At 70.6% G+C, this 23,221-nt stretch carries 23 protein-coding genes; 12 read left to right on the top strand and 11 right to left on the bottom strand.

The genetic code is table 11. The features are described 5' to 3' along the window. Window positions 1-82 precede the first annotated feature (82 nt). Window positions 83-1,423, top strand: a complete 1,341-nt coding sequence (locus AB0B61_RS12325; protein ID WP_358431239.1) for an NERD domain-containing protein kinase family protein — start codon at window positions 83-85, stop codon at window positions 1,421-1,423. Further along, window positions 1,420-1,938 carry a GNAT family protein gene (locus AB0B61_RS12320; RefSeq protein WP_358431237.1) on the top strand — a complete coding sequence of 173 codons (519 nt, stop codon included), beginning with the start codon at window positions 1,420-1,422 and terminating at the stop codon, window positions 1,936-1,938. Before AB0B61_RS12325 ends, AB0B61_RS12320 begins: the two co-directional genes overlap by 4 nt. On the opposite strand, the gene AB0B61_RS12315 is transcribed toward AB0B61_RS12320, so the two are convergent. After that, window positions 1,935-4,574: a BTAD domain-containing putative transcriptional regulator gene (locus AB0B61_RS12315; RefSeq protein ID WP_358431235.1), complete on the bottom strand. Its 2,640-nt coding sequence runs from the start codon at window positions 4,572-4,574 to the stop codon at window positions 1,935-1,937. The two genes, AB0B61_RS12320 and AB0B61_RS12315, sit on opposite strands and share 4 nt — an antisense overlap. A 266-nt stretch (window positions 4,575-4,840) precedes the next feature. On the opposite strand from AB0B61_RS12315, the gene AB0B61_RS12310 reads away from it, so the two are divergent. Further along, entirely contained in the window at window positions 4,841-6,265 is a 1,425-nt protein-coding gene (locus tag AB0B61_RS12310; RefSeq protein WP_358431233.1) for an N-acetylmuramoyl-L-alanine amidase, read from the top strand. A gap of 69 nt (window positions 6,266-6,334) precedes the next feature. Here the strand turns inward: AB0B61_RS12310 and AB0B61_RS12305 are convergent, their stop codons facing one another. Continuing rightward, the gene (locus AB0B61_RS12305) at window positions 6,335-7,138 is read right to left on the bottom strand and encodes an FKBP-type peptidyl-prolyl cis-trans isomerase (RefSeq protein ID WP_358431231.1); all 804 of its coding nucleotides are present in this window, start codon (window positions 7,136-7,138) and stop codon (window positions 6,335-6,337) included. A 90-nt stretch (window positions 7,139-7,228) separates the two neighbouring features. On the opposite strand from AB0B61_RS12305, the gene AB0B61_RS12300 reads away from it, so the two are divergent. Next, on the top strand, window positions 7,229-8,272 hold the full coding sequence (locus AB0B61_RS12300; RefSeq protein WP_358431229.1) for a DUF2293 domain-containing protein: 1,044 nt from the start codon (window positions 7,229-7,231) through the stop codon (window positions 8,270-8,272). Window positions 8,273-8,283: 11 nt separating this feature from the next. Further along, complete coding sequence (locus tag AB0B61_RS12295) at window positions 8,284-8,658, top strand: MmcQ/YjbR family DNA-binding protein (RefSeq protein WP_358431227.1); 375 nt, start codon at window positions 8,284-8,286, stop codon at window positions 8,656-8,658. Between the two features lie 24 nt (window positions 8,659-8,682). Here AB0B61_RS12295 and AB0B61_RS12290 read toward each other — a convergent pair whose 3' ends face one another. The 4 genes from AB0B61_RS12290 to AB0B61_RS12275 all read right to left on the bottom strand — a co-directional run bounded on the left by AB0B61_RS12290 (window position 8,683) and on the right by AB0B61_RS12275 (window position 13,188). Continuing rightward, entirely contained in the window at window positions 8,683-9,861 is a 1,179-nt protein-coding gene (locus AB0B61_RS12290) for a serine hydrolase domain-containing protein (protein WP_358431225.1), read from the bottom strand. Between the two features lie 142 nt (window positions 9,862-10,003). After that, window positions 10,004-11,251, bottom strand: coding sequence for a kynureninase (gene kynU / locus AB0B61_RS12285; RefSeq protein ID WP_358431223.1), 1,248 nt, complete (start codon window positions 11,249-11,251; stop codon window positions 10,004-10,006). Next, a complete protein-coding gene (locus AB0B61_RS12280) occupies window positions 11,205-12,314 on the bottom strand; it encodes an ABC transporter substrate-binding protein (protein WP_358431221.1) in 1,110 nt (369 codons plus the stop codon). The genes kynU and AB0B61_RS12280 overlap by 47 nt, the downstream gene beginning before the upstream one ends. Window positions 12,315-12,390: 76 nt before the next feature. Next, complete coding sequence (locus tag AB0B61_RS12275; protein WP_358431219.1) at window positions 12,391-13,188, bottom strand: fumarylacetoacetate hydrolase family protein; 798 nt, start codon at window positions 13,186-13,188, stop codon at window positions 12,391-12,393. A gap of 144 nt (window positions 13,189-13,332) precedes the next feature. On the opposite strand from AB0B61_RS12275, the gene AB0B61_RS12270 reads away from it, so the two are divergent. The 4 genes from AB0B61_RS12270 (at window position 13,333) to AB0B61_RS12255 (ending at window position 15,900) form a co-directional block, all read left to right on the top strand. Beyond that, window positions 13,333-14,040: a dienelactone hydrolase family protein gene (locus AB0B61_RS12270; protein ID WP_358431217.1), complete on the top strand. Its 708-nt coding sequence runs from the start codon at window positions 13,333-13,335 to the stop codon at window positions 14,038-14,040. A gap of 134 nt (window positions 14,041-14,174) precedes the next feature. Then, window positions 14,175-14,639 (top strand): VanZ family protein, encoded by a 465-nt coding sequence (locus AB0B61_RS12265; RefSeq protein ID WP_358431215.1) that lies wholly within the window; start codon window positions 14,175-14,177, stop codon window positions 14,637-14,639. 150 nt (window positions 14,640-14,789) lie between these two features. Continuing rightward, on the top strand, window positions 14,790-15,542 hold the full coding sequence (locus AB0B61_RS12260; protein ID WP_225293238.1) for a GntR family transcriptional regulator: 753 nt from the start codon (window positions 14,790-14,792) through the stop codon (window positions 15,540-15,542). 118 nt (window positions 15,543-15,660) lie between these two features. After that, window positions 15,661-15,900, top strand: a complete 240-nt coding sequence (locus AB0B61_RS12255; protein WP_358431213.1) for a hypothetical protein — start codon at window positions 15,661-15,663, stop codon at window positions 15,898-15,900. Window positions 15,901-16,145: 245 nt separating this feature from the next. Here AB0B61_RS12255 and AB0B61_RS12250 read toward each other — a convergent pair whose 3' ends face one another. Further along, a complete protein-coding gene (locus AB0B61_RS12250; protein WP_358431212.1) occupies window positions 16,146-17,222 on the bottom strand; it encodes an ATP synthase F0 subunit B in 1,077 nt (358 codons plus the stop codon). Between the two features lie 147 nt (window positions 17,223-17,369). Between AB0B61_RS12250 and AB0B61_RS12245 the strand changes: the two genes are divergently transcribed. After that, entirely contained in the window at window positions 17,370-17,891 is a 522-nt protein-coding gene (locus tag AB0B61_RS12245; protein WP_357653961.1) for a gamma carbonic anhydrase family protein, read from the top strand. Here the strand turns inward: AB0B61_RS12245 and AB0B61_RS12240 are convergent. Next, window positions 17,863-18,765 (bottom strand): hypothetical protein, encoded by a 903-nt coding sequence (locus tag AB0B61_RS12240; protein WP_358431209.1) that lies wholly within the window; start codon window positions 18,763-18,765, stop codon window positions 17,863-17,865. The genes AB0B61_RS12245 and AB0B61_RS12240 overlap by 29 nt on opposite strands. Window positions 18,766-18,827: 62 nt before the next feature. Here AB0B61_RS12240 and AB0B61_RS12235 point away from each other — a divergent pair, with 62 nt between their 5' ends. Together AB0B61_RS12235 and AB0B61_RS12230 are read left to right on the top strand one after the other, a co-directional pair. Then, window positions 18,828-20,456: a hypothetical protein gene (locus AB0B61_RS12235; RefSeq protein ID WP_358431206.1), complete on the top strand. Its 1,629-nt coding sequence runs from the start codon at window positions 18,828-18,830 to the stop codon at window positions 20,454-20,456. 214 nt (window positions 20,457-20,670) lie between these two features. Then, on the top strand, window positions 20,671-20,832 hold the full coding sequence (locus AB0B61_RS12230) for a hypothetical protein (RefSeq protein WP_175589978.1): 162 nt from the start codon (window positions 20,671-20,673) through the stop codon (window positions 20,830-20,832). 108 nt (window positions 20,833-20,940) lie between these two features. On the opposite strand, the gene AB0B61_RS12225 is transcribed toward AB0B61_RS12230, so the two are convergent. From AB0B61_RS12225 to AB0B61_RS12215, 3 genes are read right to left on the bottom strand one after another with little or no spacing between them, the layout of a single operon-like run. Then, window positions 20,941-21,222, bottom strand: a complete 282-nt coding sequence (locus tag AB0B61_RS12225; protein ID WP_080044376.1) for a metal-sensitive transcriptional regulator — start codon at window positions 21,220-21,222, stop codon at window positions 20,941-20,943. Window positions 21,223-21,251: 29 nt separating this feature from the next. Further along, window positions 21,252-22,322, bottom strand: a complete 1,071-nt coding sequence (locus AB0B61_RS12220) for a glycosyltransferase (protein ID WP_358431203.1) — start codon at window positions 22,320-22,322, stop codon at window positions 21,252-21,254. Then, complete coding sequence (locus tag AB0B61_RS12215; RefSeq protein ID WP_358431200.1) at window positions 22,319-23,116, bottom strand: hypothetical protein; 798 nt, start codon at window positions 23,114-23,116, stop codon at window positions 22,319-22,321. The genes AB0B61_RS12220 and AB0B61_RS12215 overlap by 4 nt, the downstream gene beginning before the upstream one ends. Window positions 23,117-23,221 lie beyond the last annotated feature (105 nt).

The raw sequence follows: 23,221 nt of genomic DNA, 5'->3' as shown, positions 1-23,221 counted from the left end.
CGTGGTGAACGGTGCGATTCATGACAATATGCTGTCATTTCGACAGCATGCTGTCAATGCTGGAACGTGGGAGGATTGGCCCATGGCAGAGATCGTCGGAGGGGGACGTCCGGTCAACGACGCCGAGCGTCGGGTGATCTCATTCCTGCGCGACCACGCGCCCGCCGACTGGCTGTTGCTGCACAACGTCGAGCTCCCGCGCGGCGAGGACGTCTTCGAGGTGGACCTGCTCGTGCTGACCGGCCACTCGCTGGTCGTCGTCGACGTCAAGGGCACCCGTGGCCGGATCGAGGTGTCGGGCACGCGCTGGTTCCCGCCGCGCAGGGAGGCGTTCGGCTCTCCCGTGACGAAGCTGCGAGGCATCGCCAAGGCGCTGAAGGGGCTGCTGGTCTCCAAGGACACGCGGCTGGAGCGCGTCTACGTCGACAGCCTCGTGGTCCTCACCTCGCCCGACGCCGAGCTCGTCGACCCGGCCGGGCGCGACGCGGTCAACGTCACCACCCTCGACGGGCTGCTGGCCACGCTGAGCGACGTCTCGCGGGTCAGGCGCGGGTGCAGTCACCGCATCAAGCCGTACCTCGCCGGGATACTCGACTCGCTCAACCAGACCGTACGCCGCAGCACCGCGCCGCCCAGGTTCGGCAACTGGGAGGTCGAGGAGCAGCTCGGGGGCGACGCGAAGGTGACCGAATACCGGGCCTTCAACGCGACGCTGCCGGGCAGTGAGACCGTGCTGCTCCGGGTCTACCAGGCCGACCCGCTGGCCGACCAGGCGTCGCGGGCGGCCGAGCGGCAGCGGATCGCCAACGCCTACCAGACGCTGGCCCGCATCCCGCCGCACCCGTGCGTGGTGCGCTCGCGTGACTTCTTCGCCATCGACGACGAGAGCCGGTTCGTGCTGGTGCTCGACGACGTGCACGGCGAGGCGCTGCACCTGCGCCTGGGCACCGGCGTACGCCTCGGCGTGATCCAGGACCTGCTGCGCGGCCTGGCCCACGCGCACGCCCACGGCGTCATCCACCGGGCGCTGACCCCGGCCTGCGTGCTGGTGACCGACGGGCACGCGGTGCTGACGGGGTTCGACTACGCCAAGCCCGGGGCGCGCAACTACACGGTCGCCCATGAGCTGGGCAACGTGCTCGACGCCCACTACGTGGCCCCGGAGTGCCACGAGCGGCCCGAGATGATGACGGCCGCCTCCGACGTCTACGCCGCCGGGGTGATCGCCTACCAGCTGCTCACCGGCGAGCTGCCGACCAGCGCCGACACCCAAGGGCCCGACGTTCCCGACGTGGTGCGCCGGATGCTGGACCACTCTCCCGCCAAGCGCCCGAGCGCGGCCGAGTCTCTTGAGGCGCTGGCTGGAATGCCCCAGCGATCCCGTCTCAAGCGATTTGTCCGTCGCATAGTCTCTGGATCATGACGAGTGATCTTCGTCCCGTGACCGAGGACGATCTGCCCTTCCTCAACGGGCTGTTCAACGACCAGGAGAGCACCGGCCTCCATCAGTGGTACGGCTGGCAGGATCCCCACCGCCTCCGCCGGCGCTGGGAGGACAACGGGATGCTCAACGCCGACGGCGGCACGCTGCTGATCGCCGAGGGCGAGGACCGCGTTGGTTTTATGTCCTGGAGCAAGCAGGTGACCTCCAGCATCTCCTACTGCTGGGATATGGGGCTCATCGTGGCGCCCGAGTTTCGCGGCAAGGGCCACGGCACGCGGGCCCAGCGGCTCCTGGTGCGCTACCTGTTCGACCATTCGCCGGTCAATCGGGTCCAGGCGTCGACCGAGGTGAGCAACCTGGCCGAGCAGCGCTCCCTGGAGAAGGCCGGGTTCACCAGGGAGGGCGTCCTGCGCGGATGCGCCTTCCGCGCAGGCGAGTGGCACGACGGCGTGCTGTACAGCGTGATCCGCGCGGACCTCGGCCCGCGGGGCTAGGCGGGCAGGCTGCGGCGCAGCACGGTGGCGTGGTTCAGATAGTCGAGTGCCAGCCCGGTGCGCCCGGCCGAGTGGTGCACCTCGCCCAGCATCTGCGTGCTCGACGCCTCCCCACTCCGGTCTCCGAGTGCTTGGAAGATCTCCAGTGACCGCTCAAGCCCCGCGGAGGCCGGTGCCCACTCCCCACGGGCCGCCTGCAGCCCGGCGAGGCTCTGGAGGGCGTACGCGCCGCAGTGCCGGTCTCCGAGTGACTCGAAGATGTCGAGTGCGTGCCGGTGGAAGGACATGGCCTTGTGCAGGTTGCCCATCTGCAGGCAGACGCAGCCCTCGCGGTGGGCGTCGCCGAGCTCCTGAGCCAGCCGCATGGCCTGGCCCAGGGATTCCGACGCCAGGGCCAGGTCGCCCGACTTGAGGCAGACCCGGCCGATGGCCTGCCTGGCGAACGCCTCGCCGTGCGGGTCGTCGGCCGCCAGGAACATGGCCAGGGCGCGCTTGAAGTGCCCGAGCGACTGGGTGTGCCGGCCCCTGAACTGGCTCACCGCCCCGAGCCCGCAGATCGAGGTCGCCTCCGCCCGCAGGTCGCCGATGTCGTGGAAGAGCCGGCGGGATCGGGTGAAGTCCTCGACGGCCTTCTCGTACCGGTCCTGGTAGAGGGAGACCTGGGCCAGGCCGCGCAGCATGGCGGCCTCTCCGTAGGTGTCGCCGGACGCGCGGGCGGCACCGAGGGCGACGGTGTGGGTACGCTCCCACGTGTCGAGATGGCAGTGCAGGTCCAAGTAGGGGACCATCGCGGCGGCCAGCCCCCAGGCCGACTCGGCCAGCCCGGCCTCCGCGGCGACGCTCACGGCCCCGACCAGCGTCTCGTGCTCGGCCTCGAACCATCCCAGCGGGTCGGAGGTCAGCCGGTCGAGCGTCTGCTCGGGCAGCCGCCAGCGCGGCGCCCTGGCGGCGGTGAGGCTGAAGACGGTGGTGGGCAGCCGGGCCATGGCGTGCTCGGTGGTCGCGGTCCAGGCGGCGAGCACCCTGGTCAGGCCGGTACGGTCGGAGCCGCGTTCGAGCGCGTGGCGGCGGATCAGATCGGGCACCCGGTAACGCGGCTGGCCCACCGGGTCGGTGCCGACCAGCTCCAGCAGGTTGACGTCCACCAGCAGGTCGGTGACGTCGTCGGCGCGGTGCCTGTCGAGCACGGCGTCGATCACCCAGCCGGGCTGGGCCACCGCGCCCAGGAGGCCGAGCGTGCCCAGCGTACGGGCGGCGTCGTCGGGCAGGTGGCGGTAACTGCGGTCGAGGCAGACCCGCACCTCTTTCAGCTCGCTCAGCCGGTCGTCGTCCAGCCGCTGCCTGAGCACCGAGAGCGACCAGCCCGGCCGGCCCGCCAGCCGCGATCCAGCGCTGCGTACGGCCACCGGCAGGCGCCCGCACGCCTCCACGATCGCCAGGGCCGCCTCAGGCTCGCGGGACACCCTATCCATGCCGATGATCCTGCCGAGTAGCGTCAGCGCGTCGTGCGCGGACAGCTCTCCGAGGTCGACCTGGATCGAGCCGGGTAACTCCGTGATCCGGCGCCGACTGGTCACGATGACGGCGCAGTCGTTCCCGGGCAGCAGCGGCCGTACCTGGGCGGCGTCGAGCGCGTCGTCGAGCAGTACGAGCATCGGCCGCTTGGACAGCAGCGACCGGAACAGCGCCGAACGCTCGTGGATCGTCGGCGGCGGCGTCTCCACGCCGAGCGCCCGGAGCGCCTCGGCCAGCAGGTCGGCCGGCTCCCTGCCGTCGAGTTCGAGGTAGAGCTGCCCGCCGGGGTAGGCGTCCCGCAGGCCATGGGCGGCGTGTACGGCCAGCGCCGACTTCCCGGCCCCCGGCGAACCGGAGACGACCGCGACGGAGAAGGGCTTGGCCAGCAGGGCCAGCTCGTCGGCCCGGCCGGTGAAGTCGGGCAGATCCGGCGGCAGCTGCCGGGGCGCGACCGGCGGGGCCTCGTCGGCCAGGATCGACTCGTGGGCGCGCCGCAGGTCCGCGCCCGGCTCCACGCCGAGCTCGTCCACCAGCTGGGCGCGGATCGTGGCGTAGGCCCGCAGCGCCTCGGCCTTGCGGCCGGCCCGGTTCAGCGCCAGGACGAGACGGCTCCACAGGTCTTCCCGGTAGGGGTGCTCCACCAGCAGCCCGCGCAGCTGGGTGATCGCCCCGGCGTGGTCGCCGCTCTCGATCCGCTGGCCGATCAGCTCTTCGGCGGCGCGTAACCGTACCTCGTTGAGCGGTTCGAGGCGGCGGTCCCAGAGCGGGCTGCCCGGTAAGTCGGCCAGCGGCGCCCCGCGCCAGAGCGCGAGCGCGTCGGCGAAACGGGCCTGCGCGACCAGCTCCTCGAACGCGAGCAGGTCCAGCGCGCCGTCCGGTACGTCGATGGCGTAGCCGGAGCCGTCGCCGCGCAGGTACTCGGCACCGAGGTCCGTCCGTAAGGAGCTGACATACGTGCGTAAGTTCGCCTGTGCGGAGCGTGGCGGCCGATCGGGCCAGAGCACCTCGACCAGCTGGTCGGCGCCGACGATACGGCCGCTGTCCAGCAACAACGTGGCTAGCAGGACCCTCGGCTTCTTGCCGGAGATCCGTACGGACCGTCCCGACGATCGGACTTCCAACGGCCCAAGAACATGAAAGGTGACCGACATGGTGCATCAGCTCCTCTTTAGAGGCCTGACCACCTTTTGTATCGGTTCTGGACGATTCTTGTGCGGCGAATGCCGACCCTAGTCCCACAGATCCATTCAAAAGATCACAACTCCGGCAACTTCGCCTCCTACGCGGGCCCGGTGACCGCCGCGGCGGCCGGTGAGCGCGTCACGTGGGGCGGCGAAGCCGGCGTCAGCGCATAGAACAGTCCCTCCGAGCATTGCGGGTCCTGATCATGATGAAGAAGCTTCTGGTGGCCGGTGTGCTCGTCGTGGGCGCCCCGCAGGCGGCCCTGATGAGCACCGCCCAGGCGACCGCCACCCAGGCGAGCGCCGTCACCCTCTCGGCCGCCTTCGACAAGGCCGCCGCCACCTACGAGGTGCCGCGTGACCTGCTGGTCGCGCTCGGTTACGCCGAGACGCACCTCGACGGCCATGGCGGCGAGCCCAGCGCCAGCGGCGGCTACGGCGTGATGCACCTGGTCAGCAACCCCACCACGAAGGCGCTGGAGGACGCGGCCAAGATCACGTCCCAGACCGCGGCGAAGCTCAAGACCGACGACGCGACCAACGTGCTCGGCGGCGCCGCCGTGCTGCGCGCCAAGGCCGACAAGCTCGGCCTGACCGCGGCCGAGCGCAAGGACCCCGCCAAGTGGTACGAGGCGGTCGCCGCGTACGGCGGCGCGGCCAATGAGAGCACCGCCCGGATCTACGCCGACGCCGTCTACGAGGTGCTGGCCAACGGCGTCAACACCGCCGGCGTGAAGGCCACCGCGAAGGTCGTGGAGCCGGACCGCGGCAAGTACGACGACGCGGACCCGCGCATGCTCGCGGCCACCACCGACTATCCAGGGGCTCTCTGGGCCGCGGCCAGCTCGTCGAACTACGCCGTGTCCAACCGGCCGACCGACGAGAAGATCGACCGGATCATCATCCACGTGACCCAGGGCTCGTACGCGGGCACGATCTCGTGGTTCCAGAACTCCGCCGCCAAGGTGTCGGCCCACTACGTGGTGCGCTCGTCCGACGGTCAGATCACGCAGATGGTGCGCGAGAAGAACCGCGCCTTCCACGCCGGTGTCAGCTCCTACAACCACCGGTCGGTCGGCATCGAGCACGAGGGCTTCATCAACGACGCCTCGTGGTTCACCGACCAGATGTACCGCTCGTCGGCCGCGCTGACCAGGAACATCGCCGACCGGTACGGCATTCCGAAGGACCGCAGCCACATCATCGGCCACGTCGAGGTGCCCGGCTCGGACCACACCGACCCCGGTTCGCACTGGGACTGGAACAAGTACATGAGCTACGTCGGCGGCGGCTCCGGCGGCGGCACCAACCCGTACACGGCGGAGAAGGTCTGCGGCACCGGCTACAAGGTGATCGACTCGCAGGCCCTCGGCACCTCGGGCACGGTCTACCTGCTCTACAACAGCACCAACGCCAACAACTGCGTCGCCACGCTGAAGAAGACCTCGCTCGGCAAGGCCAGCGCGACCAGCGCGTTCCTTCAGGTGACCGGCAAGGCGAAGGTCAGCGACTCGGGCAGCTTCACCTACTACGCGGGTCCCGTCAGGGCGGCCGCGGAGGACAAGTGCGTGAAGTGGGGCGGCTCGGTCGGCACGGCGACCTACGAAAGCCCTTCCGAGCACTGCGGCTGATCCCCCTCGGCTGAAGTGCGACGGCCCTGACATCCCCTCCGGTGTCAGGGCCGTTTTATTTGTTTTCGTTTATCTGGTTTCGAGCACGTCGAGGATGTCGACGACGTACAGCAAGGAACGGCCCGCCTCGGCGGGGAAGGCGACACGGGCGCCCACGCGCTGACCGGCCAGACCGGCCACCCAGCCGGGCGGCGCCGCCTCCGGCCCGAGCGTGACGGCGCTGGGGCCGCCGTGCCGGTACGACGAGTCCACGACCCGGCGGCCCGGCCACTCCACCGCGACGTACTGGACGACGACCTTCGCGCCCGCCCGCACCTGAGGGCCGGAGCCGCCGATGAGGACGCGGGGCGAGCGGTCGTCGGGCACGTCCGGCAGGGCCCGCCCGACCAGGCGCGCGTCCGGCGGGTAGCCGCCCAGGATGTCGAAGACCAGCACCAGCGTCTCGGCCGGACGGGTCCCGCCGAGCGGCGGACCGGGGCCGTACGAGAGGGCCGCGGGACCGACGAGCATGACCCGGCTGCCCGCCGGCCGGCCGATGAGCGCCTCGCGCCAGGAGTCCGGCACATGCCGCCCGTCGAAGACGACCCTGACGGGCTGATGGGCGTCGTACGTGTTCGCGTACGGCAGGTTTCCCGACCACCGGCGAACCTCCACATTCGCCAGCACCACGTCACCCGGCATGGTCGGCCGCCCACTGCCCGCCGACAGCACCGTCACCCGCGGCAGGGGATCCGGCTCGCCGTCGGGGATCGTGATGACCGGTCTGGCGCCGAAGGCCCCCGTCACGACCGGCAGCGGGCCCTGCCCGATCGGCCCGCAGGCGGTGAGGAGCACGAGCACGGCGAGCCAGAGCAGGCGCACGATTTCCCCCATATCCTGATCCGCCTGACTACTTACCGGGACCGGCACGAGGAATACGTCCGACCGGGCCATCTCCCGGCAAAGGCGCGGGAGACTGGAGCGATGAGCAAGCCGAATCTGGCCCGCAGGGTCGCGGACGCCGCCGAGATCGCGCTGGCCGGCCGCAAGTACGTGACCTTCATCGACGTGGTGACCGGCCTGCGCTGGGTGCACTCGCGGCACGTCGACACCTGGCGGCAGGGCCGCGCGGCCACGCTGTCCGAGCTCGCGCCCGTCGACGACGACCGGCTGGTCATGGCCGCCGCGCTGCTGAAGGACTGGGCGACCGCCAAGGGGCTGCGGCCGGTGGAGACCCCCTATGTCTCCGGCAGCCGCGACCGCCGCGAGCTGCGCTTCACCGCCGACCACGGGCAGGAGGCGTTCCGCGTCCACTGGCTCTCCCCCGACCTCAGCGAGGCCCGGGTGCGGCAACTCACCGAGCGGCAGAGCAAGGCACCCGACCTGGTGGTGGTGGCCCCGCTCAACGCCTGGACGTGCGCGACCTGCGGCGACACGGGCCCTTATCTGATCATGGAAGAGGACGATCCCCACTGTCTGACCTGCGCTGACATGGACCATCTGGTCTTCCTGCCGTCGGGCAACGCGGCCCTCAGCCGCCGGGCGAAGCAGGAGAGCGGCCTGTCGGCGGTGGTCGTCCAGTACAACCGGCGGCGCAAGGTCTACCAGCGCCAGGGGCTGCTGGTCGAGGAGCACGCGATGGCGGCGGCGGAGGAGCGGTGCCTGGCCGACGAGGAGGTGCGGCTGCGCCGCCGCGAGCGCGACCGGGAGCGCCGGGCGGACCAGGACGTCGAATACCAGGCGCGGATGGCGGCCGAGATCGCCCGGCTCTTCCCCGGCTGCCCGCCCGCGCGGGCCCAGGAGGTGGCCGCCCACGCCGGTCAGCGCGGCAGCGGCCGGGTCGGGCGTACGGCGGCGGCCCGGGCGCTCGACGAGAACGCGATCACGCTGGCCCTGGTGGCCTCGATCCGCCACCTCGACACCGACTACGACCGGCTGCTCATGTCGGGCGTGCCGCGCATGGAGGCCCGCGACCAGATCAGGGACCGGATCGACGCCAAGCTGGCCGAGTTCCGGCGCGTTGGGTAGCGTCCGTAGGCATGGATGACTGGCAGGACGTACGGGAGCGACTGCGGGTGTTCGCGCTCGGGCTGCCGGAGACGCACGAGGATCATCCGTGGGGCGAAACGGTCATCAAGGTGAACAAGAAGGTGTTCGTCTTCCTCGGCATGGACGAGCGGACCGAGAAGTGGGACCCGTCCTTCACCGTGAAGCTGCTGTCGGAGGCGCGCGGCCACGCGCTGACCGTCGAGGGCGCCGCCCCCAGCGGCTACGGGCTGGGCAAGGCCGGGTGGGTGACGGTGCCGTTCCTGGCCGAGCTGCCCGAGTCCGAGGTGCTGCTCGATTGGGTCGAGGAGAGCTATCGGGCGATCGCGCCGAAGCGGGCGATCAAGGTGCTCGACGGCGAGACCTGATCACCCGCGTTCACCCCACTCGGGTCACTTCGTGAAGGCGGCCAGGGCGATGGCGAGGGCGCGCTGGTTCTGGCCGGAGCTCTTGGCGTCGGTGGAGTTGACCGAGTAGACGAGCGTGCGGCTCAGGTCGCGGGTGGCGCCGATGCCGGCCGCGCTGCCCCACCTGGCGCCGGTCTTGCCGTACGCCACGAGACCGCCGGGCAGCTCCATCCTGGCCAGGCCCGAGGTGTAGACGGCCTCGCCCTTGCCGCCGTACGCCTTCACCGGCGGCACCGTGAACATCGGCGCCAACTGCGCGGCGGGCACGACCTTGCCGCCGAACAGCGCCTTGACGAACTTCTCCAGGTCCGCGGTGGTGGAGATGAGGTCACCCGAGGCCCAGGTCGAGGTGACGCTGGTCGTGGTCATGTTCACCACGTAGCCCGCGCCGTACTTGATCGCGTCGGGGAAGCCCTGGGGTACGGTCTGGTAGCCCTGGTTGTGCCTGCCCCGGATGCGGACGGAGGTGCCCGGCAGGTAGCTGTCGGTCATGCCGACGGGCCGCAGGATCCTGGTCGTCACCTCGTGCTCGTAGGAGCGCCCGGTGATCTTCTCGATGAGCAGGCCGGCGACGAAGGTGTTGGTGTTCAGGTAGTGCTGCTGAGTGCCGGGCGTGAACTCGATCGGGTTCTCCACCGCCTTGGCGACGTACTCCTCGGGCGTCCACTTCTCGAACCGGGTGGCGTAGACGTCGGCGAAGTCATCGCTCACCTTGGGCGCGGGCAGCCCGCTGGTGTGGTTGAGCAGCTGGCCGACCTTGACCGCGGGGTAGCCGGCGGGCAGCAGGCCGGGCAGGTACTCCTGGACCGTGCCGTCGAGCGACAGCTTGCCCTCGGCGACGAGCTGGAGCACCACCGACACCGTGAAGGTCTTGGTGACGCTGCCCGCCCGGAACCGGGCCCCGGCCTTGGCGGGCTGCTTCGTCCGCAGGTCCGTCACGCCGGACACGCCCCGCCACGAGCCCGCCGAGCCGCTCACCCGCACGTCCGCCGCGGTGGCGTCGGCGGTGGGCAGGCCCTCGATGCTCTTTTGCAGCGCCGCCGCGTTGATCGGCGGCACGCCCACCTCAGCCACGACCCGCGTACCCGTGAAGGCGTCGGCGGCCTGGGCGGTGGCGGCGACCGAGAGGGCGAGGACGACAGCGGCGGCATAGGTGCGCTTCATGGATATCTCCAGGTGAGAGGCGGTATTTCGACTGCCTCAATCCTGTCGATCACGCCCTCCGCCCGGATCGCCGACGCAGGCGATCTTCCGCCTCACTCCCAAGAGGGAGGCACTCAGCCACTCAGGTGACCCGCTCGGCCGCTCAGGTGACCGCGAGCCGCTGGGCGTACTTCTCCTCCCGCCAGAGCTCCTTGTCCAGCACCTCGGCCAGGACGGCGGCGGCGTCGTACACGTCCACGAACCGGGTGTACAGCGGCGCGAAGCCGAAGCGGAGGATGTCCGGCGCGCGGAAGTCGCCGTGCACGCCCCGGTCGATGAGCGCGCGCATCACCGGGTAGCCGTCGGGGTGGTAGAGGCTGACCTGGCTGCCCCGCTCGGCGGCCTCGCGCGGCGAGGCCAGCTCCAGAGCGTCGCCGACCAGGTCGATGAAGAGTGAGGTCAGCGCGACGCTCTTGGCCCGGACCTGGCGCATCGGCACCCGCTCCCACACGTCGAGCGCCGCCTCCAGCGCCGCGAACGACAGCACGTGCGGGGTGCCGACCGCGAACCTCCTGATCCCCTCGGCCGGCCGGTAGTCCCGCTCGAACGCGAACGGCTCCGCGTGACCGTTCCAGCCGGACAGGACGTTCTCGGCGGCGGCCTGGTGGCGCGGGTTCACGTAGAGGAACGCGGGCGCGCCGGGACCCGCGTTGAGGTACTTGTAGGTGCAACCGACCGCGAAGTCGGCCATCGAGACGTCCACCTCCATGGCGCCGACGCTGTGGCACAGGTCCCACACCATCAGCGCCTCCGCCGCGTGCACCCGCGCGGTCACCGCGGGCACGTCGTGGCGGGCGCCGGTGCGGTAGTCGACCTCGGACAGCAGCACCACGGCCGCGTCGTCGAACCGTCCCTCGGCGAAGTCGCGGACCTCGTAGCCGCCCAGCGTCCTGGCCAGCCCTTGGACCATGTAGTGGTCGGTGGGGAAGTTCCGAACGTCGGAGACGATCACCCGCCGGTCGGGTCGCAGCCGCGTGGCGGCCGCGACCGCCTGATAGATGGCGATCGAGGTGGTGTTGCCCACCACGACCTGGCCGGGGCCCGCGCCGATGAGCGGGGCCAGCCGGTCGCCCGTGGTGAGCGGCTGGGCATACCACCCCGCGTGGTTCCACCCGCCGACGAGGTGGCCGCCCCACTCGTCCTCGACCGCCTGCCGCACCCGTTCGGAGGTACGGCGGGGCAGCGCGCCGAGCGAGTTGCCCACCAGGTAGACGACGCCCTCGGGCAGCACGAACTCATCCCTGAAGTCCCGCAGCGGATCCTCGGCGTCCAGCGCGAGGCAGCGGTCGCGATCCAGCACGCGATTACTTCCTTTCTGGGGGGATCGTGGCGATGACCCGGTTGATGCCATCTTCGTACTTACGCACGTACCAGTTCTGCACCGGATTGTGCGTCGTGGGGTCGAGCCGGAACGTGCCACGCGGGCTCGCCAGGTCGCCCACCCGGCCGAGCGCCGTGGACAGGTCGCCGCCCAGCGCGGCCGCCCGGTCGATGAGCCGCATGGCGTCCCAGCTCTGCAGCGCCACGGCCGACGGGTTCCGGCCCGTCTTGGCCTTCCAGGTGGCCACGAACGCGGCGTTCTCGGGGGTGGTGAGCGCCGGTGAGTAGAGTCCGACGCTGGTGATCCCCTCGGCGTCGGCCCCGAGGGCTTCCAGCACGTCCTCGTCGGCGAGGTTCTGGCAGGCCAGCAGGTCGATCTTGGTGTCGTAACCGAGCTGCTTGAAGGTCTTGGCGAAGGTGACCGCCTCGCCGCCCGCGTAGAAGGCGTACAGGAGCTTGGCGTCCGGCGGGATGCTCTTGAGATAGGGCGCCAGGTCCTCGGACTTCCCGTACGGCGTGAGGATGCGCTTGAGCGGCTTGACCCCGTAGCCCTCGGTGAAGCCGTCGAGCGTCTCGGTGCCCCCCGAGTAGTCGGAGGCCATCAGCACGACCCCCGCCTTGCCGTACCGCTCGGCGGCGTACCTGCCCGCCGCGTAGCCGTGCGCGTGGTTGGTGTACGACACTCGGAAGACGCCGGGCCCGCCCAGCTCGTCGGCGCCGGCGTTCGCGATCACCACCGGCGTGCCGGCCGCCTCCTTGACCACCGACACCGCGACCGGCGAGGCGAGCAGACCGGTGATCACGCTCACCCGATCGCGCGCGATGAGCGACCTGGCCTGCTGCTGCCCCTTCTCCGGGTTGCCCGCGTCGTCGGCGACGACCAGCGCGGCCGGTCTGCCGCCCAGCCTGCCGCCGTGCTGCTCCAGGTAGAGGCGCATGGCCGCCTCCATGTCGTCGCCGAGCACGGCGTAGACCCCGGTCTGCGAGATGATCGCGCCGACCTTGAGCGTGGGATCCGGCTCCGACTCCAGCGTGGGCGAGACACCGCAGCCCGCCGCCATCAGCACCACCAGCCCGAGGAGTGGCCCGCGCACCGGCGCTCCCCTCAAGCCCCGTGCTGGGAAGGACTCGGCAGCGCCCTCGGCATCACGAGGCGAACACCGCGCGGCTTCACGAGGAGAACACCGCGCGGACCGACCCCAGGCCCTCGACGTGCGCCTCGAAGTCGTCGCCCGGCCCGACCGGCACGATGGGCCCGAGCGAGCCGGTCAGCACCACGTCTCCGGCCCGCAGCGCGTGGTCGGTACGGCCGACCCGGCCGGCCAGCCAGATGGCCGCGTTGAGCGGATGGCCCAGGCAGGCGGCGCCCGAGCCGGTCGAGACCTCCTGGCCGCCGCGCGTCATCGTCATCGCGGCCCGCCGCAGGTCCAAGCCCATCAGGGAGACCGGTGTGTTGCCCAGCACGTACGCGCCCGCGGAGGCGTTGTCGGCGACCGTGTCGGCCAGCGTGATGTCCCAGTCGGCGATGCGGGAGTCGGCGATCTCGATGGCCACCAGCGCGAACTCCACCGCCCTGATCACCTCGGCCGCCGTGAACGGCCCGCCGACCAGGTCGCGGCCGAGCACCAGCGCGACCTCCGCCTCGGCCCGCGGCTGCAGGAACCGCTCCACCGGGATAGGAAGCCCATCGAGGTAGGCCATATCCGCGAAAAGCATGCCGAAGTCCGGCTCGTCGATGCCGAACTGCTTCTGCATCAGCGGGTTGGTGACGCCGATCTTCCTGCCGACCAGCCGCCGCCCCGCCTCCAGCGCCCGCCGCGTGTTGATCTCCTGCACGGCATAGGCCTCGGCGGCGGTGGTGACCATGTCCCTGACGGGAGCGCACGGCTTGCCCGAGCGCGCGGCCTCGGCCAACCGGTCGGCCGCGTGGGCACGGGCGTCTACCGCCTCTGACCATTCGTCCTGCATCAGGCTGCTCCTTGGGTAGGCCCTGGAATCTCTCTAACATCGTCTCCTCCGGCGGCTTCAGGCGCCATGCCGTACATAGCCGATCTGTGCCACACCGGCCCGTCTTGCTGCACAAACCACCCGTGGATCGCCATCCTTGACTCCATGCAGAAGCGCACAGAACGCATCACGGCCCACGACGGCTCCTTCGACGTCCATGTCTGGCTGCCCGACGGCGGCAGCGGGCCCGGCATCCTGCTCATCCAGGAGATCTACGGCGTCGGGCCGTACATCGCGAAGGTGGCGGAGGAACTGGCCGGCCTCGGCTACGTGGTGGCCGCGCCCGACCTGTTCTGGCGGCTCCAGCCCAACTGGATCGGCGAGCACACCCCCGAGGGCACGGCCGCCTCGATCGAACTGGCCGGGCGCTTCGACGTCCCACAGGCCGTGGCCGACTGCGCGCTCACCCTCGCCCACCTGCGCGAGCTGCCGGAGGTGAGCGGCGGTTGCGGGGCGCTCGGCTTCTGCCTGGGCGGCTCGCTGGCGTTCATGCTGGCCACCCAGACCGAGCTCGACGCCGTGCTGTCCTTCTACGGCTCGGCCGTGCCCGAGGCGGCCGGGCTGATGGAGCGCATCGGCTCGCCCCTGCTGCTGGTGTTCGGCGGCAGCGATCCGTACATCCCGCGCGACCAGGTGGCCACGGTCGAGCAGGCCGCGGCGGGCCGGGCCAACGTGCTCACGCACGTCGAGGAGGAGGCGGGGCACGCCTTCCACAACAGCGAGTCGCCGATGTTCCACCAGCCGGAGGCCGCCGCGCGGGCCTGGCAGGTCGCGCTCGCCTTCCTCGCCGACCACCTGCCGGCGCGCTCGTAGGTACCTATCCCGAGGGACAGGTTCCCGTACCACGGGACGGCCGCCATCATGGTCCGATGGCTCAGACGTGGGATTTGTGGGGAACCGTCATTATTGCTGGTACCTTTGCGCTCCCCTTGGCCGTACTGGCAATCTTGCTCCTCGCCCGTCACCGCGCCCGGGCGGGCCACCCGGCACCCGTGCGCACCGCCCTGGCCGACATCGGGATCGCCGTCGGAACCGCCCCCTGGGTGTGGATGATCCTCACCCCGGCAAGCGGTCAGAGCGGAGTCAGTCTCGTGCCGTTCATGGACCTCGCCGACGTGCTCAGCTCCCCTTGGGAGACCGTGTTGGTGCAGGTGGGAGGCAACCTGCTGGTTTTCGCGGCGCTCGGCGCGCTGCTGCCCGTACGCACCGCGCGGATGGCCTCCACGGCCCGCGTCGCCGCCGTCGCGGCCGTCGCCTCGATCACCGTGGAGGCCCTCCAGTACGGCCTGCGGCTGGGCCGCCTCTCCTCCATCGACGACGTGATCGTCAACACCACGGGAGCCGTGCTCGCCGCGCTGATTACTCGCCGCTGGTGGGCGAGCCGAGTAGCGGCCGGGACCGTTCCAAGGTAACGGCCCGCTGAAACCCCACCGACTTCACCACACGGGCATGATTCGCTCAAAAGAAGCTCGCGACCATCCCCCTTATCTGTGCGATCGTGGACAAGACGGGGCAAGTTCTCTGGAGACGCCAAACGGGTTGGTGACAGAGGGTGGTCGAACGTGTCTGAAGTCCCGGTATCCCACGAACCCCCGATCTATCGACGCATCGCCGACGGTCTCCGCTCCCGGATCCTGTCCGGCGAACTGCGCGACGGGGATCGGCTACCGGGCGAGAACACGCTCATGGCCGACTACGGGATCGCCCGCGCCACCGCCAGGCAGGCGCTCGCCGTACTGATCAACGAGGGGCTGGCGGTACCGAAGCGAGGCTCGGGGGTCTACGTGCGACTGTTCAAACCGATACGCCGGCACGGCTCACGCCGGCTCTCCCGTGAGCAATGGGGTCAGGGCCGCACCATCTGGGACGCCGACACCCGTGGCCGGCCCTTCACCGTGGACGAGGTGGAGGTGGCGCGCGAGCGGGCGCGCGAGGAGGTCGCGGGCGTCCTCGAAAGCGGCGAGGTGTGGGTACGGCGGCGCCGCTACTCGGTCGACGCCCGGCCGGTGCAGCTGGCCACCTCGTACTTCCCCGCCGGCCTGGTCGAGGGCAGCGCCATCACCGCCCCCGACACGGGACCGGGCGGCGTGTACGCGCGGCTGCGCGATCTCGGCCTGCCACCCGCCCACTTCACCGAGGAAGTGCGCGCCAGGATGCCGGGACCGCGCGAGACCGGGCTGCTCGACCTGCCCGGCGGCACGCCGGTGATCGTGATCACCCGGACCGCCTACACCGCGAACGGCCAGCCCGTCGAGCTCAACGAGATGGTGCTGGACTCGGCGGCGTACGTACTTCAGTACGACTTCGACGCCTAGGTCAAGCAGAAATGTCAAGCGATAGGTTGACCTGTCCCTTGCGATCATTGCCTTCTCTAGAGATGTGACGCACGCTTCAAGGAGATGGAACCTGCGCGGGTCCCGGAGGGATGATCAGATGTCCTTTGATCGGCATCTAGCCGACATCGCCCGGGAGTTCGCACTGTGGACCATCTGGCGGAGCGACGCCGGCCGTTGGTGGGCCACGCGACATCACCCGCTCAGCGCCGCGCAGCGCGAGGCCGGGTGTGCGATGACCATCGACGCCGACGACCCGGAGGGCCTGCGCGAGCAACTCCGGGATCAGGAGAGCAGGGCCGGCGAGCACGAGCCGCGAGCCGGTCAAGCGCCTCCGTGACAGCGTCGCGACGGACCGCTCCGGCGGTGCGCCGCGGACGCTCGCGAGCAGCCCGGTGCCGGGTCCAGCGACTCGGCGGCTCCGGCACCGGGCCCCCATAGGGGCCACGATCGCGGAAGCCTCCGACCCGATCGGGGGCGGAGGCTTCCGCCCGTGGGACGTGAAGAGGGCCCCGCCACATGGCGGGGCCCTTCGAGTGCGCCGGGCATCCGTTCTTCCGCTCCCCCTTAGGGGGCACCCGTCGGTTAGCGGCGGACGTCCGAGAGGCGGCCGATGATGTCCACGTCCGTGTCGTCGGAGACGGGCCGCTCGACCTCCGCCGTCCGCTCGGCCGGGTTGTCCTCGACGATGACCCGCACGTCGTCCTGCGGCGTCGGCACGTGCTCCGGCTCCTGGACCTCCTGGAACTCCCGCACCTGGTCGACCTGGTCGATCTGGTGGGTCGCCTCAGGGTCCTCCTGCGGGGCGGCCTCCAGAGCGGCGGCCTCGGGCGCGGTGGCCGGCTCGATGACGAGCGGCCCCGCCTTGCCCTCGGTCTGCATGAGGTCGCCGAGCACGGAGCTGATCTCGGTCAGCCTCCGTACGACCTCCGTGTGCGTGTTGCTCAGGTATTCGACGCGACGCCCCGCGTTCTCGTCGAGCGAGTCGGCCCGCTGCTGCGCAGCCGCCAGTGTCGACTCGGCCTCGGCGCGAGCGTCGGCGAGCGTCCGCTCCGCCTCCGCGTTCGCGGACCCGACGAGCTGCTCGGCCTCCTGCTTGGCGGAGGTGAGCACGTTGTCGGCCTCGGCCCGCGCCTCGCGCAGGGTGTCCTCGGCTTCGGTGCGGGCGCTGGTCAGCTTCTCCTCGGCGTCGGCACCCGCCTGAGCCAGCATGCGCTCGGCGGCCGCCGTCGCCTCGCCCACGCGCCGCTCGGCCTCCGACTGGGCGGAGGTGAGCATGTTGTCCGACGTCTCACGGGCCGAGGTGACCAGCCGGTCGGCCTCCGACTTGGCGGCGTCGCGCACGCTGACGGCCTCGGCCTCCGCGTCCTCCTTCTTGGCGGCGGCCTCCTCCTCGCCCAGCCGGAGGATCTGCGCCAGCCTGGGGCTGAGGTCCTCGTAGCTCTGCGGCGCCTCCACCATGCGCCGCCTGGCCTCCGCCAGCTCGACACGGCCCTGTTCGGCCTGGTCGATCGCCCGCGCCAGCCGCTCTTCCAGATCTCGGACCTGGTTACGGGTACGGATCATGTAGTCGTGCACCTGACGGCGGTTGTAGCCGCGCATCACGACTTCGAAGGTGTCCTCTTGCATCAGATCGGGAATGCTCTCGTGCTGGTTTGTCATGGGGGTTACCTAAGGGTTTGCGTGAGGCGGGGGAAACCGGCGGCTTGTAAGGGTCTGGCGGCGAGACGTCAGGAATCGACTTTCCTGCCATCTGCCCACGTCCGCAACCGGAACACCAGACCTGGGGTGGGAATTACGATGTGACGGGTGTACATCGCAGCGTTGGACAACGGAGCAGTCCCGGACATTCATCCCGAGGCGTACATCGCGCCAGGCGCCGTCGTGGTGGGCAGGGTTCGGGTGGGCCGGGCGTCCAGCATCTGGTACGGCTCCGTTCTCCGGGGTGACGACGAGCGGATAGAGATCGGCGAGGAGTGCAACGTACAGGATCTGTGTTGCCTCCATTCTGACCCAGGCGAGCCGGCGGTCCTGGAGCACCGGGTCAGTCTCGGCCACAAGGCCATGGTGCACGGCGCCCATGTCGAAGCCGGTGCGCTGATCGGCATCGGCGCGATCGTGCTCGGCGGCGCCCGCGTCGGCGCGGGCACCTTGGTCGCCGCCGGCGCCCTGGTCGGTCCGGGCAAGAAGATCCCGGCCGGGGTACTGGTCGCCGGGGTGCCCGGGAAGATCGTGCGCGAGCTCACCGACGACGACCGGGCGAGCTTCGCCCGCACACCGGACAACTACCAGGCCAAGGCGCTCAGGCACCGGACGGCGTCACCACTTTGATCAGGACGTCGTCCGGCACCGAGGCGGTGTTGAGCGCGTCCGCGTAGTCGGGCAGCTCAGGCCGGAGGAACCGGACGAAGTCGACGGTCATCTTGAGATCGGGCGTGCCCTTGACCTGCTGGGCGTTGCCCTTGGCGGCGTCCTTCTTGAGGGTGTTGTAGCTGTTCCAGTCGGTGTAGGCGGTCATGCCCCACTGCAGCACCTCGGGAAGGTTCGCCGGCCATCGCTGGCCGACCTTCCAGGCGCCGCCGTCCTCCTTGTACAGGGCCACCGCGGCGGTCCCGATCCTGGCCAGGACGAACTCCACCCAGCCGGCCTTGACCTTGACCTCCTTCGGCGCGGAACTGCCGTTCTGGGTGTAGGTCATCTCCAGCTGGCCGCTCGTGTCGGCCGTGCCGGTGGTCACCGACATCCAGTTCGCGTTACCGGATGAATTGGGCACCCTGGCCATCAGGCCGCCGAGCGAGAACTTCTGCGTGGGCTTGGCGCCCTTCTTGCCCTCGACCTTGAGCCGCGCGTGCATGACGATGTTCCCGGCGAGCTCCTGGTAGACGAACGGGCCACGGAAGCCGTCGAACCAGGCGGAAACCTTGGGCTCCAAGTACAGCGAGCCCTTGGCGGTCGTGCTGACATCGAGTTTGGCGATCCGATCGAGGTCCTTTTCGGTGTCGCTCAGCTTGCTCCAGACCGCCAGATTCTTGGCGACGTCGAACTCGTCCGACGCCGAGCCCACCTCTCCGCCGGGCTTGGGAGGTAAGGCCTCCTTCAGGGTCAGGACGCCGGGACCGGTGGGGGACGGCTGCACCGAGGTGGCCGTACCGCACCCGGCGAGCACACCCATGACCGACAGAACCCCCACCAGCGTTGCCCTCATAGCGGACATTCTGCCGGGTAAAGCCCGTTGTTGATTCAGATCGGACCAGTACGATGGCCGCCGTGCGCTCCTGGAATGCGTTCACCGCCGTCGAGGCGGCGGTCCGCGCGATGGTCGCGGACCCGCGCTGGCCGGGACTTCCCGTGCCCGATCGCGCCCAGGTGATAGCGGCCAGAGCCCTGGTGACGCCCGAAGGGGACCGGTGGCTGTTCGGGGCGCACGCGCGCTGGTATCTGCACGACCCCGCCGACGGCCGCTGGCATCTGTCGCCGCCGCCCAGGGACGCTCGTACGCGTGACGCCCGGCACCCCGCCGCGGTGCTGCCCGTCCGGGTGATCCCCCGCGGGCCGGACTTCGCCGCCGAGCCTGGTTCCACCCAGGCATTCGTCGGCCCCGACGTGCCCACCGGGCTCACCGACCAGATCCGGCTGCTACTGCGGGCCGAGGAACGCCGGTCGGAGCGCGACTATCCGTTGAGCGCCTTCGACGCGATCTTCGCCAGAGACGTGCCGAGCACGGTCGCCGCGATCTGGGGGACGATCATGTGGTGCGCGTACGCGCCCGCCTTCGACGGCAACGAGCGGCTCATCACGGCCTTCGGCGAATACCTGCGGCGGCCGCTGCCCGGTGACGAGTGGGTGCGCTGGCTGCCCGCGCCGCCGCTGCTCGACCTCGTCACGCTCGTCTCCGAGCGGCTGCGCGCCGGTCACTCCCGCGCCGCGCTCCGGCTGGCCGCCACGATGGCCGACACGGCCCAGATCCTGCTGTCCGACCCCCGCTTCAGGCCGCGCGCGCTGGCGCTGCTCACGATGGTGGAGCCCACGCTCCGGCAGCCGCACCTCGACGACCGCGCGGCCCTGCGCGACGACCACACGGTACGCCAGGCGTGGCTCGACCGGCTGCCGGAGCGGCTGGGCCGGGCGGCACTGGTGGAGACCGACCCCGAGACGCACTTCCGGCACACCGTCTACGACCTGCTGGAGGCGCTGGACTTCACCACCGAGCCGTCCCGGGCGGCGGCGGCCTTCCTGGCGGACCTCTCCGACTCGCGGGGGCTGCTGCCCGGGTTCCTGGACCATCGGTTGCGGCGGGCGTACGAGGAGCTCGCCCAGGCGGGGCTGACGAGCACCTCGGCGGCGGAGACCACCCAGCCCGAGGGCTTCCCCACGCAGGCGCCGTTGCCCTATCCGTGGCGCGCCGGGCCGCCGGAGACGGGCGCCTACGCGGCTGTACCGAGGACGGGCGCGCAGGCCGTACCTGAGACAGGGGCCCACGCCCTGCCGGGAACGGGCGCACACGCCATACCCGAAGCGGGAGCCCACGCTCTCCCCGGAACAGGCGCACACGCCATGCCCGAGACAGGGGCGCACGCTCTTCCCGGAACGGGCGCGCCGGGCTTCGGTGTGTCGCGGGCGTCTGAGGTGGAGCGGCCGTCGGCGCCCGTGCGGGAGGGGTCGCGGGCGTCTGAGGCGGAGCGGCGGTCGGCGCCTGTGCGGGGGGAGGCGCGGGCGTCAGGATCCGGGGTCGAGCCGCCCGATCGGGCGGCCGCGGCGGCCGTGCTGGGGGCCGCGTACGCCGTCGGGCTGGCGTGGGGCCGGGTCACGGGTGCGCGGGTTCCGGAGCGCGGGTTCGCGGGAGCGGCGGCGCTCGTCCACCGCTTGATCCCCGAACGCGATGACTTGCCGTTCTAAACCACTAATACCGCTATTTCACCCTATCTCCGCCTATATCGTTCTAAGACTTGAGGCAACGCACCATTAGCTGAATTGTGATCTCGGATTGGGGAAATGATCCCCGTGGGGCCCAGGTGGCGTTCAAAGGAATGACTCCGATGGGCCATGTCGCCGGAAGGGCCCCCGCCGTAACCTCGTAGAGGGTGTGGGCTGCGGAAGGAAGGACGACGCGGTGGGGCACGACGACCTGGACTCTCGGGTCCACGACCGTGTCGCGTTGGACGAGATTGCGCTCTACGCCGAGGTGCTCACCGCCGTCGCTATCAGCGAGCGGCGGTTGACCTTGGACGAGCTCGACGACGCGCTCGGATTGCGGACTTCGGCGAGCCGCTGAAGACCATCACTAATGACCTAGTCCCGGATCCTGTTGGGTCCGGGACGGTCGTTTTCCGGGATGGTTCGCCACGGCACAACATGACTAGTCAGTTGAGCCCGCCGTCTCCTACGAACGGACGAGACGCGCGATCGCCGCTGACGCCTCTTTGACCTTCGCCTCCGCCTCGGGCCCGCCGGTGTTGATGGCGTCGGCCACACAGTGCGAGATGTGCTCCTCCAGCAGCCCGAGAGCCACCGCCTGCAGCGCCCGTGTCGCCGCGGACACCTGGGTCAGCACATCGATGCAGTAGGCGTCATCGTCGACCATCCGCTGCAGGCCCCTGATCTGCCCCTCGATGCGCCTGAGCCGCGTCAGATATGCCTGCTTGTCTCCGCTGTACCCATGCATGCTCCTAAGGTACCCGGAAGCGGAATCGCTCAGCGGAGGTCGCTGATCAGTTTCTCCCACTGCTCGCCCACTCCAGTCGCCTCGTGCCTGATGGCCGTCTCCAACGCGCCCGCCGCGAGCGAGCGGCGCCGGCGCTCGTCGTCGATCAGCGCGAGCAACGCGGCCGCGAACATCTCCAGCCCGCCGTCGGCCGCCGGCACCAGCACCCCGTTGTAGCCGGTGGCCACGAACTCGTTCGGACCCCTGGCGCCGTCGAAGGCCACCACCGGCACCCCGCAGCCCATGGCCTCCAGCACGGTCATGCCGAGATCGGCGGTGCTCGAGGTGTTGGCCACGATCGACGCCTTGGCGAACTCGCCCGCCAGGTCCGGTGTGACGCCCATGAAGTAGACGTGGTTGTGCAGGTCGAGCTCCCGGACGAGAGCGCGCAGCCGCCGCTCCTCGGGGCCGCCGCCGTACAGCCGCAGCTGCCAGTCCGGCCGCTTGTCGGCGATGGTGGCGAACGCCCGGATAAGCCTGTCGTACGCCTTGACGGGCTCCCAGCTGCCGCCCGCCGCGACGATGCGGTTGTCCATCCGTGAGCGCGGCCACGGGCCGTCGGGCAGCGCGTCCGGCACGGCGTGTACGGGCGTCCCGCCGCCCAGCAGGCTGCCCCACTCCTCCTGCGCGCTCTCCGTGGCCGTGACGACCGCGTCGAGGCGCGGATAGAAGCGTTTGACGGGCCCGGGTATCGCCGGGTTCGTCCACTCCCTGGCCAGCTTGAGCGTCTCCCGTGGCGCGTGCCTGGCCGCCTGGACGCTCAACCCCGGCCTGGTGGTGATGAGGACGTCGGTCTTGAGGCCGCGTAGCACCCGCCACAGCGCCACCTCGGTGCGTACCTGCCCTCTCGGCAACAGGTGCCTGACGCCGGGCCGGACGTCCACCACGGCGCGCAGAGCCACCTTCGGGCTGACGGGGAAGAACGGCTTGTCCTTGTGCCGTCTGAGGCTGATCACCTCGACGTCGTGCCGGCGGTCGGCCAGGGCGGTGGCGAGGTTGAGGGTGGAGCGCACCTCGCCGCGCATGGAGTACGCGGACGAGACGACGATGCTGACCTTCACCGGCCCACCTCGATCCGCAGTTCGTCCTCGGCGGTGTAGGCGGGCCGGACGGCCACCCCGTCGACCCTGGCGGACGGGTAGTGCAGGCGGCGGCGCTTGCCGTCGATGTCGTCGAGCCGGGCGCCCAGGGCCATGGGCGTCGGCACCCCTTCGACCTCCAGCGACGGTTCCCAGACGCCCGAGGACTCCGGATCGGCCTCGACGACGTCGACCAGGGAGAACGCGGCGTGGAAGCGCACCCCCTGCACCGTGGCCACCGTGCGGATGGTCGTCCCGGCGGCCTGCTCGCGCTGGAGCGCCAGTCTGGCCTCGTGGCGCGAGTCGTCGTCCTCCAGGCCGGTGTAGGCGAGCAGGCCCATCACCTCGAACCGGCCCTCCCTGAACCAGATGGAGCGCACCTCCGCCGCGGGCTCCGCGTCGGCTATCTTCAGCGCCAGGAACCCGTTGCGGGTGCGATAGGAGCGATAGGCGAGGGTCCGCTTGCACAGGGCGTAGGCGTCGAGGTGGTCGAGCGAGAAACCCGGGTCGATGCTGCGCAGCCGCGCGCGTTTGCCCTCGCGGCGCAGGTAGGCGTCCCAGCGGCCGGGGCTGAGCATCAGCGGCGCCAGCGACACCGCCAGGCTGGCCTCCCGCGTCCTGGCCCCCGGCGTGCCGAGCAACACGTCCCGCTCGACCCCCGTCGTCCGGTGCCTGAGCACGAGCTCTGTGCCTTCCCTCAGCGGCTCCTCGATCGCGAGTCGCAGGGAGAGCACGTCGGCGAGCGTGACTTCCGCGTCTGTGACGACGACGCGCATCACGAGCCCCCTCCCCGTCGAATGAAGCCATGCGACGTTGAGGTTACCGTGATTTTCCCGTTATGTGGATGGCAGTTTTGCCGCACTTGGGCCCCCTGACGTGCG

The sequence above is a fragment of the Nonomuraea sp. NPDC049158 genome, from assembly GCF_040648335.1.
In the GTDB taxonomy this organism is placed as follows: Bacteria; Actinomycetota; Actinomycetes; order Streptosporangiales; family Streptosporangiaceae; genus Nonomuraea.
The sequence above is the reverse complement of the archived record's forward strand: the minus strand, read 5'-3'. Positions and strand labels throughout refer to the sequence as shown.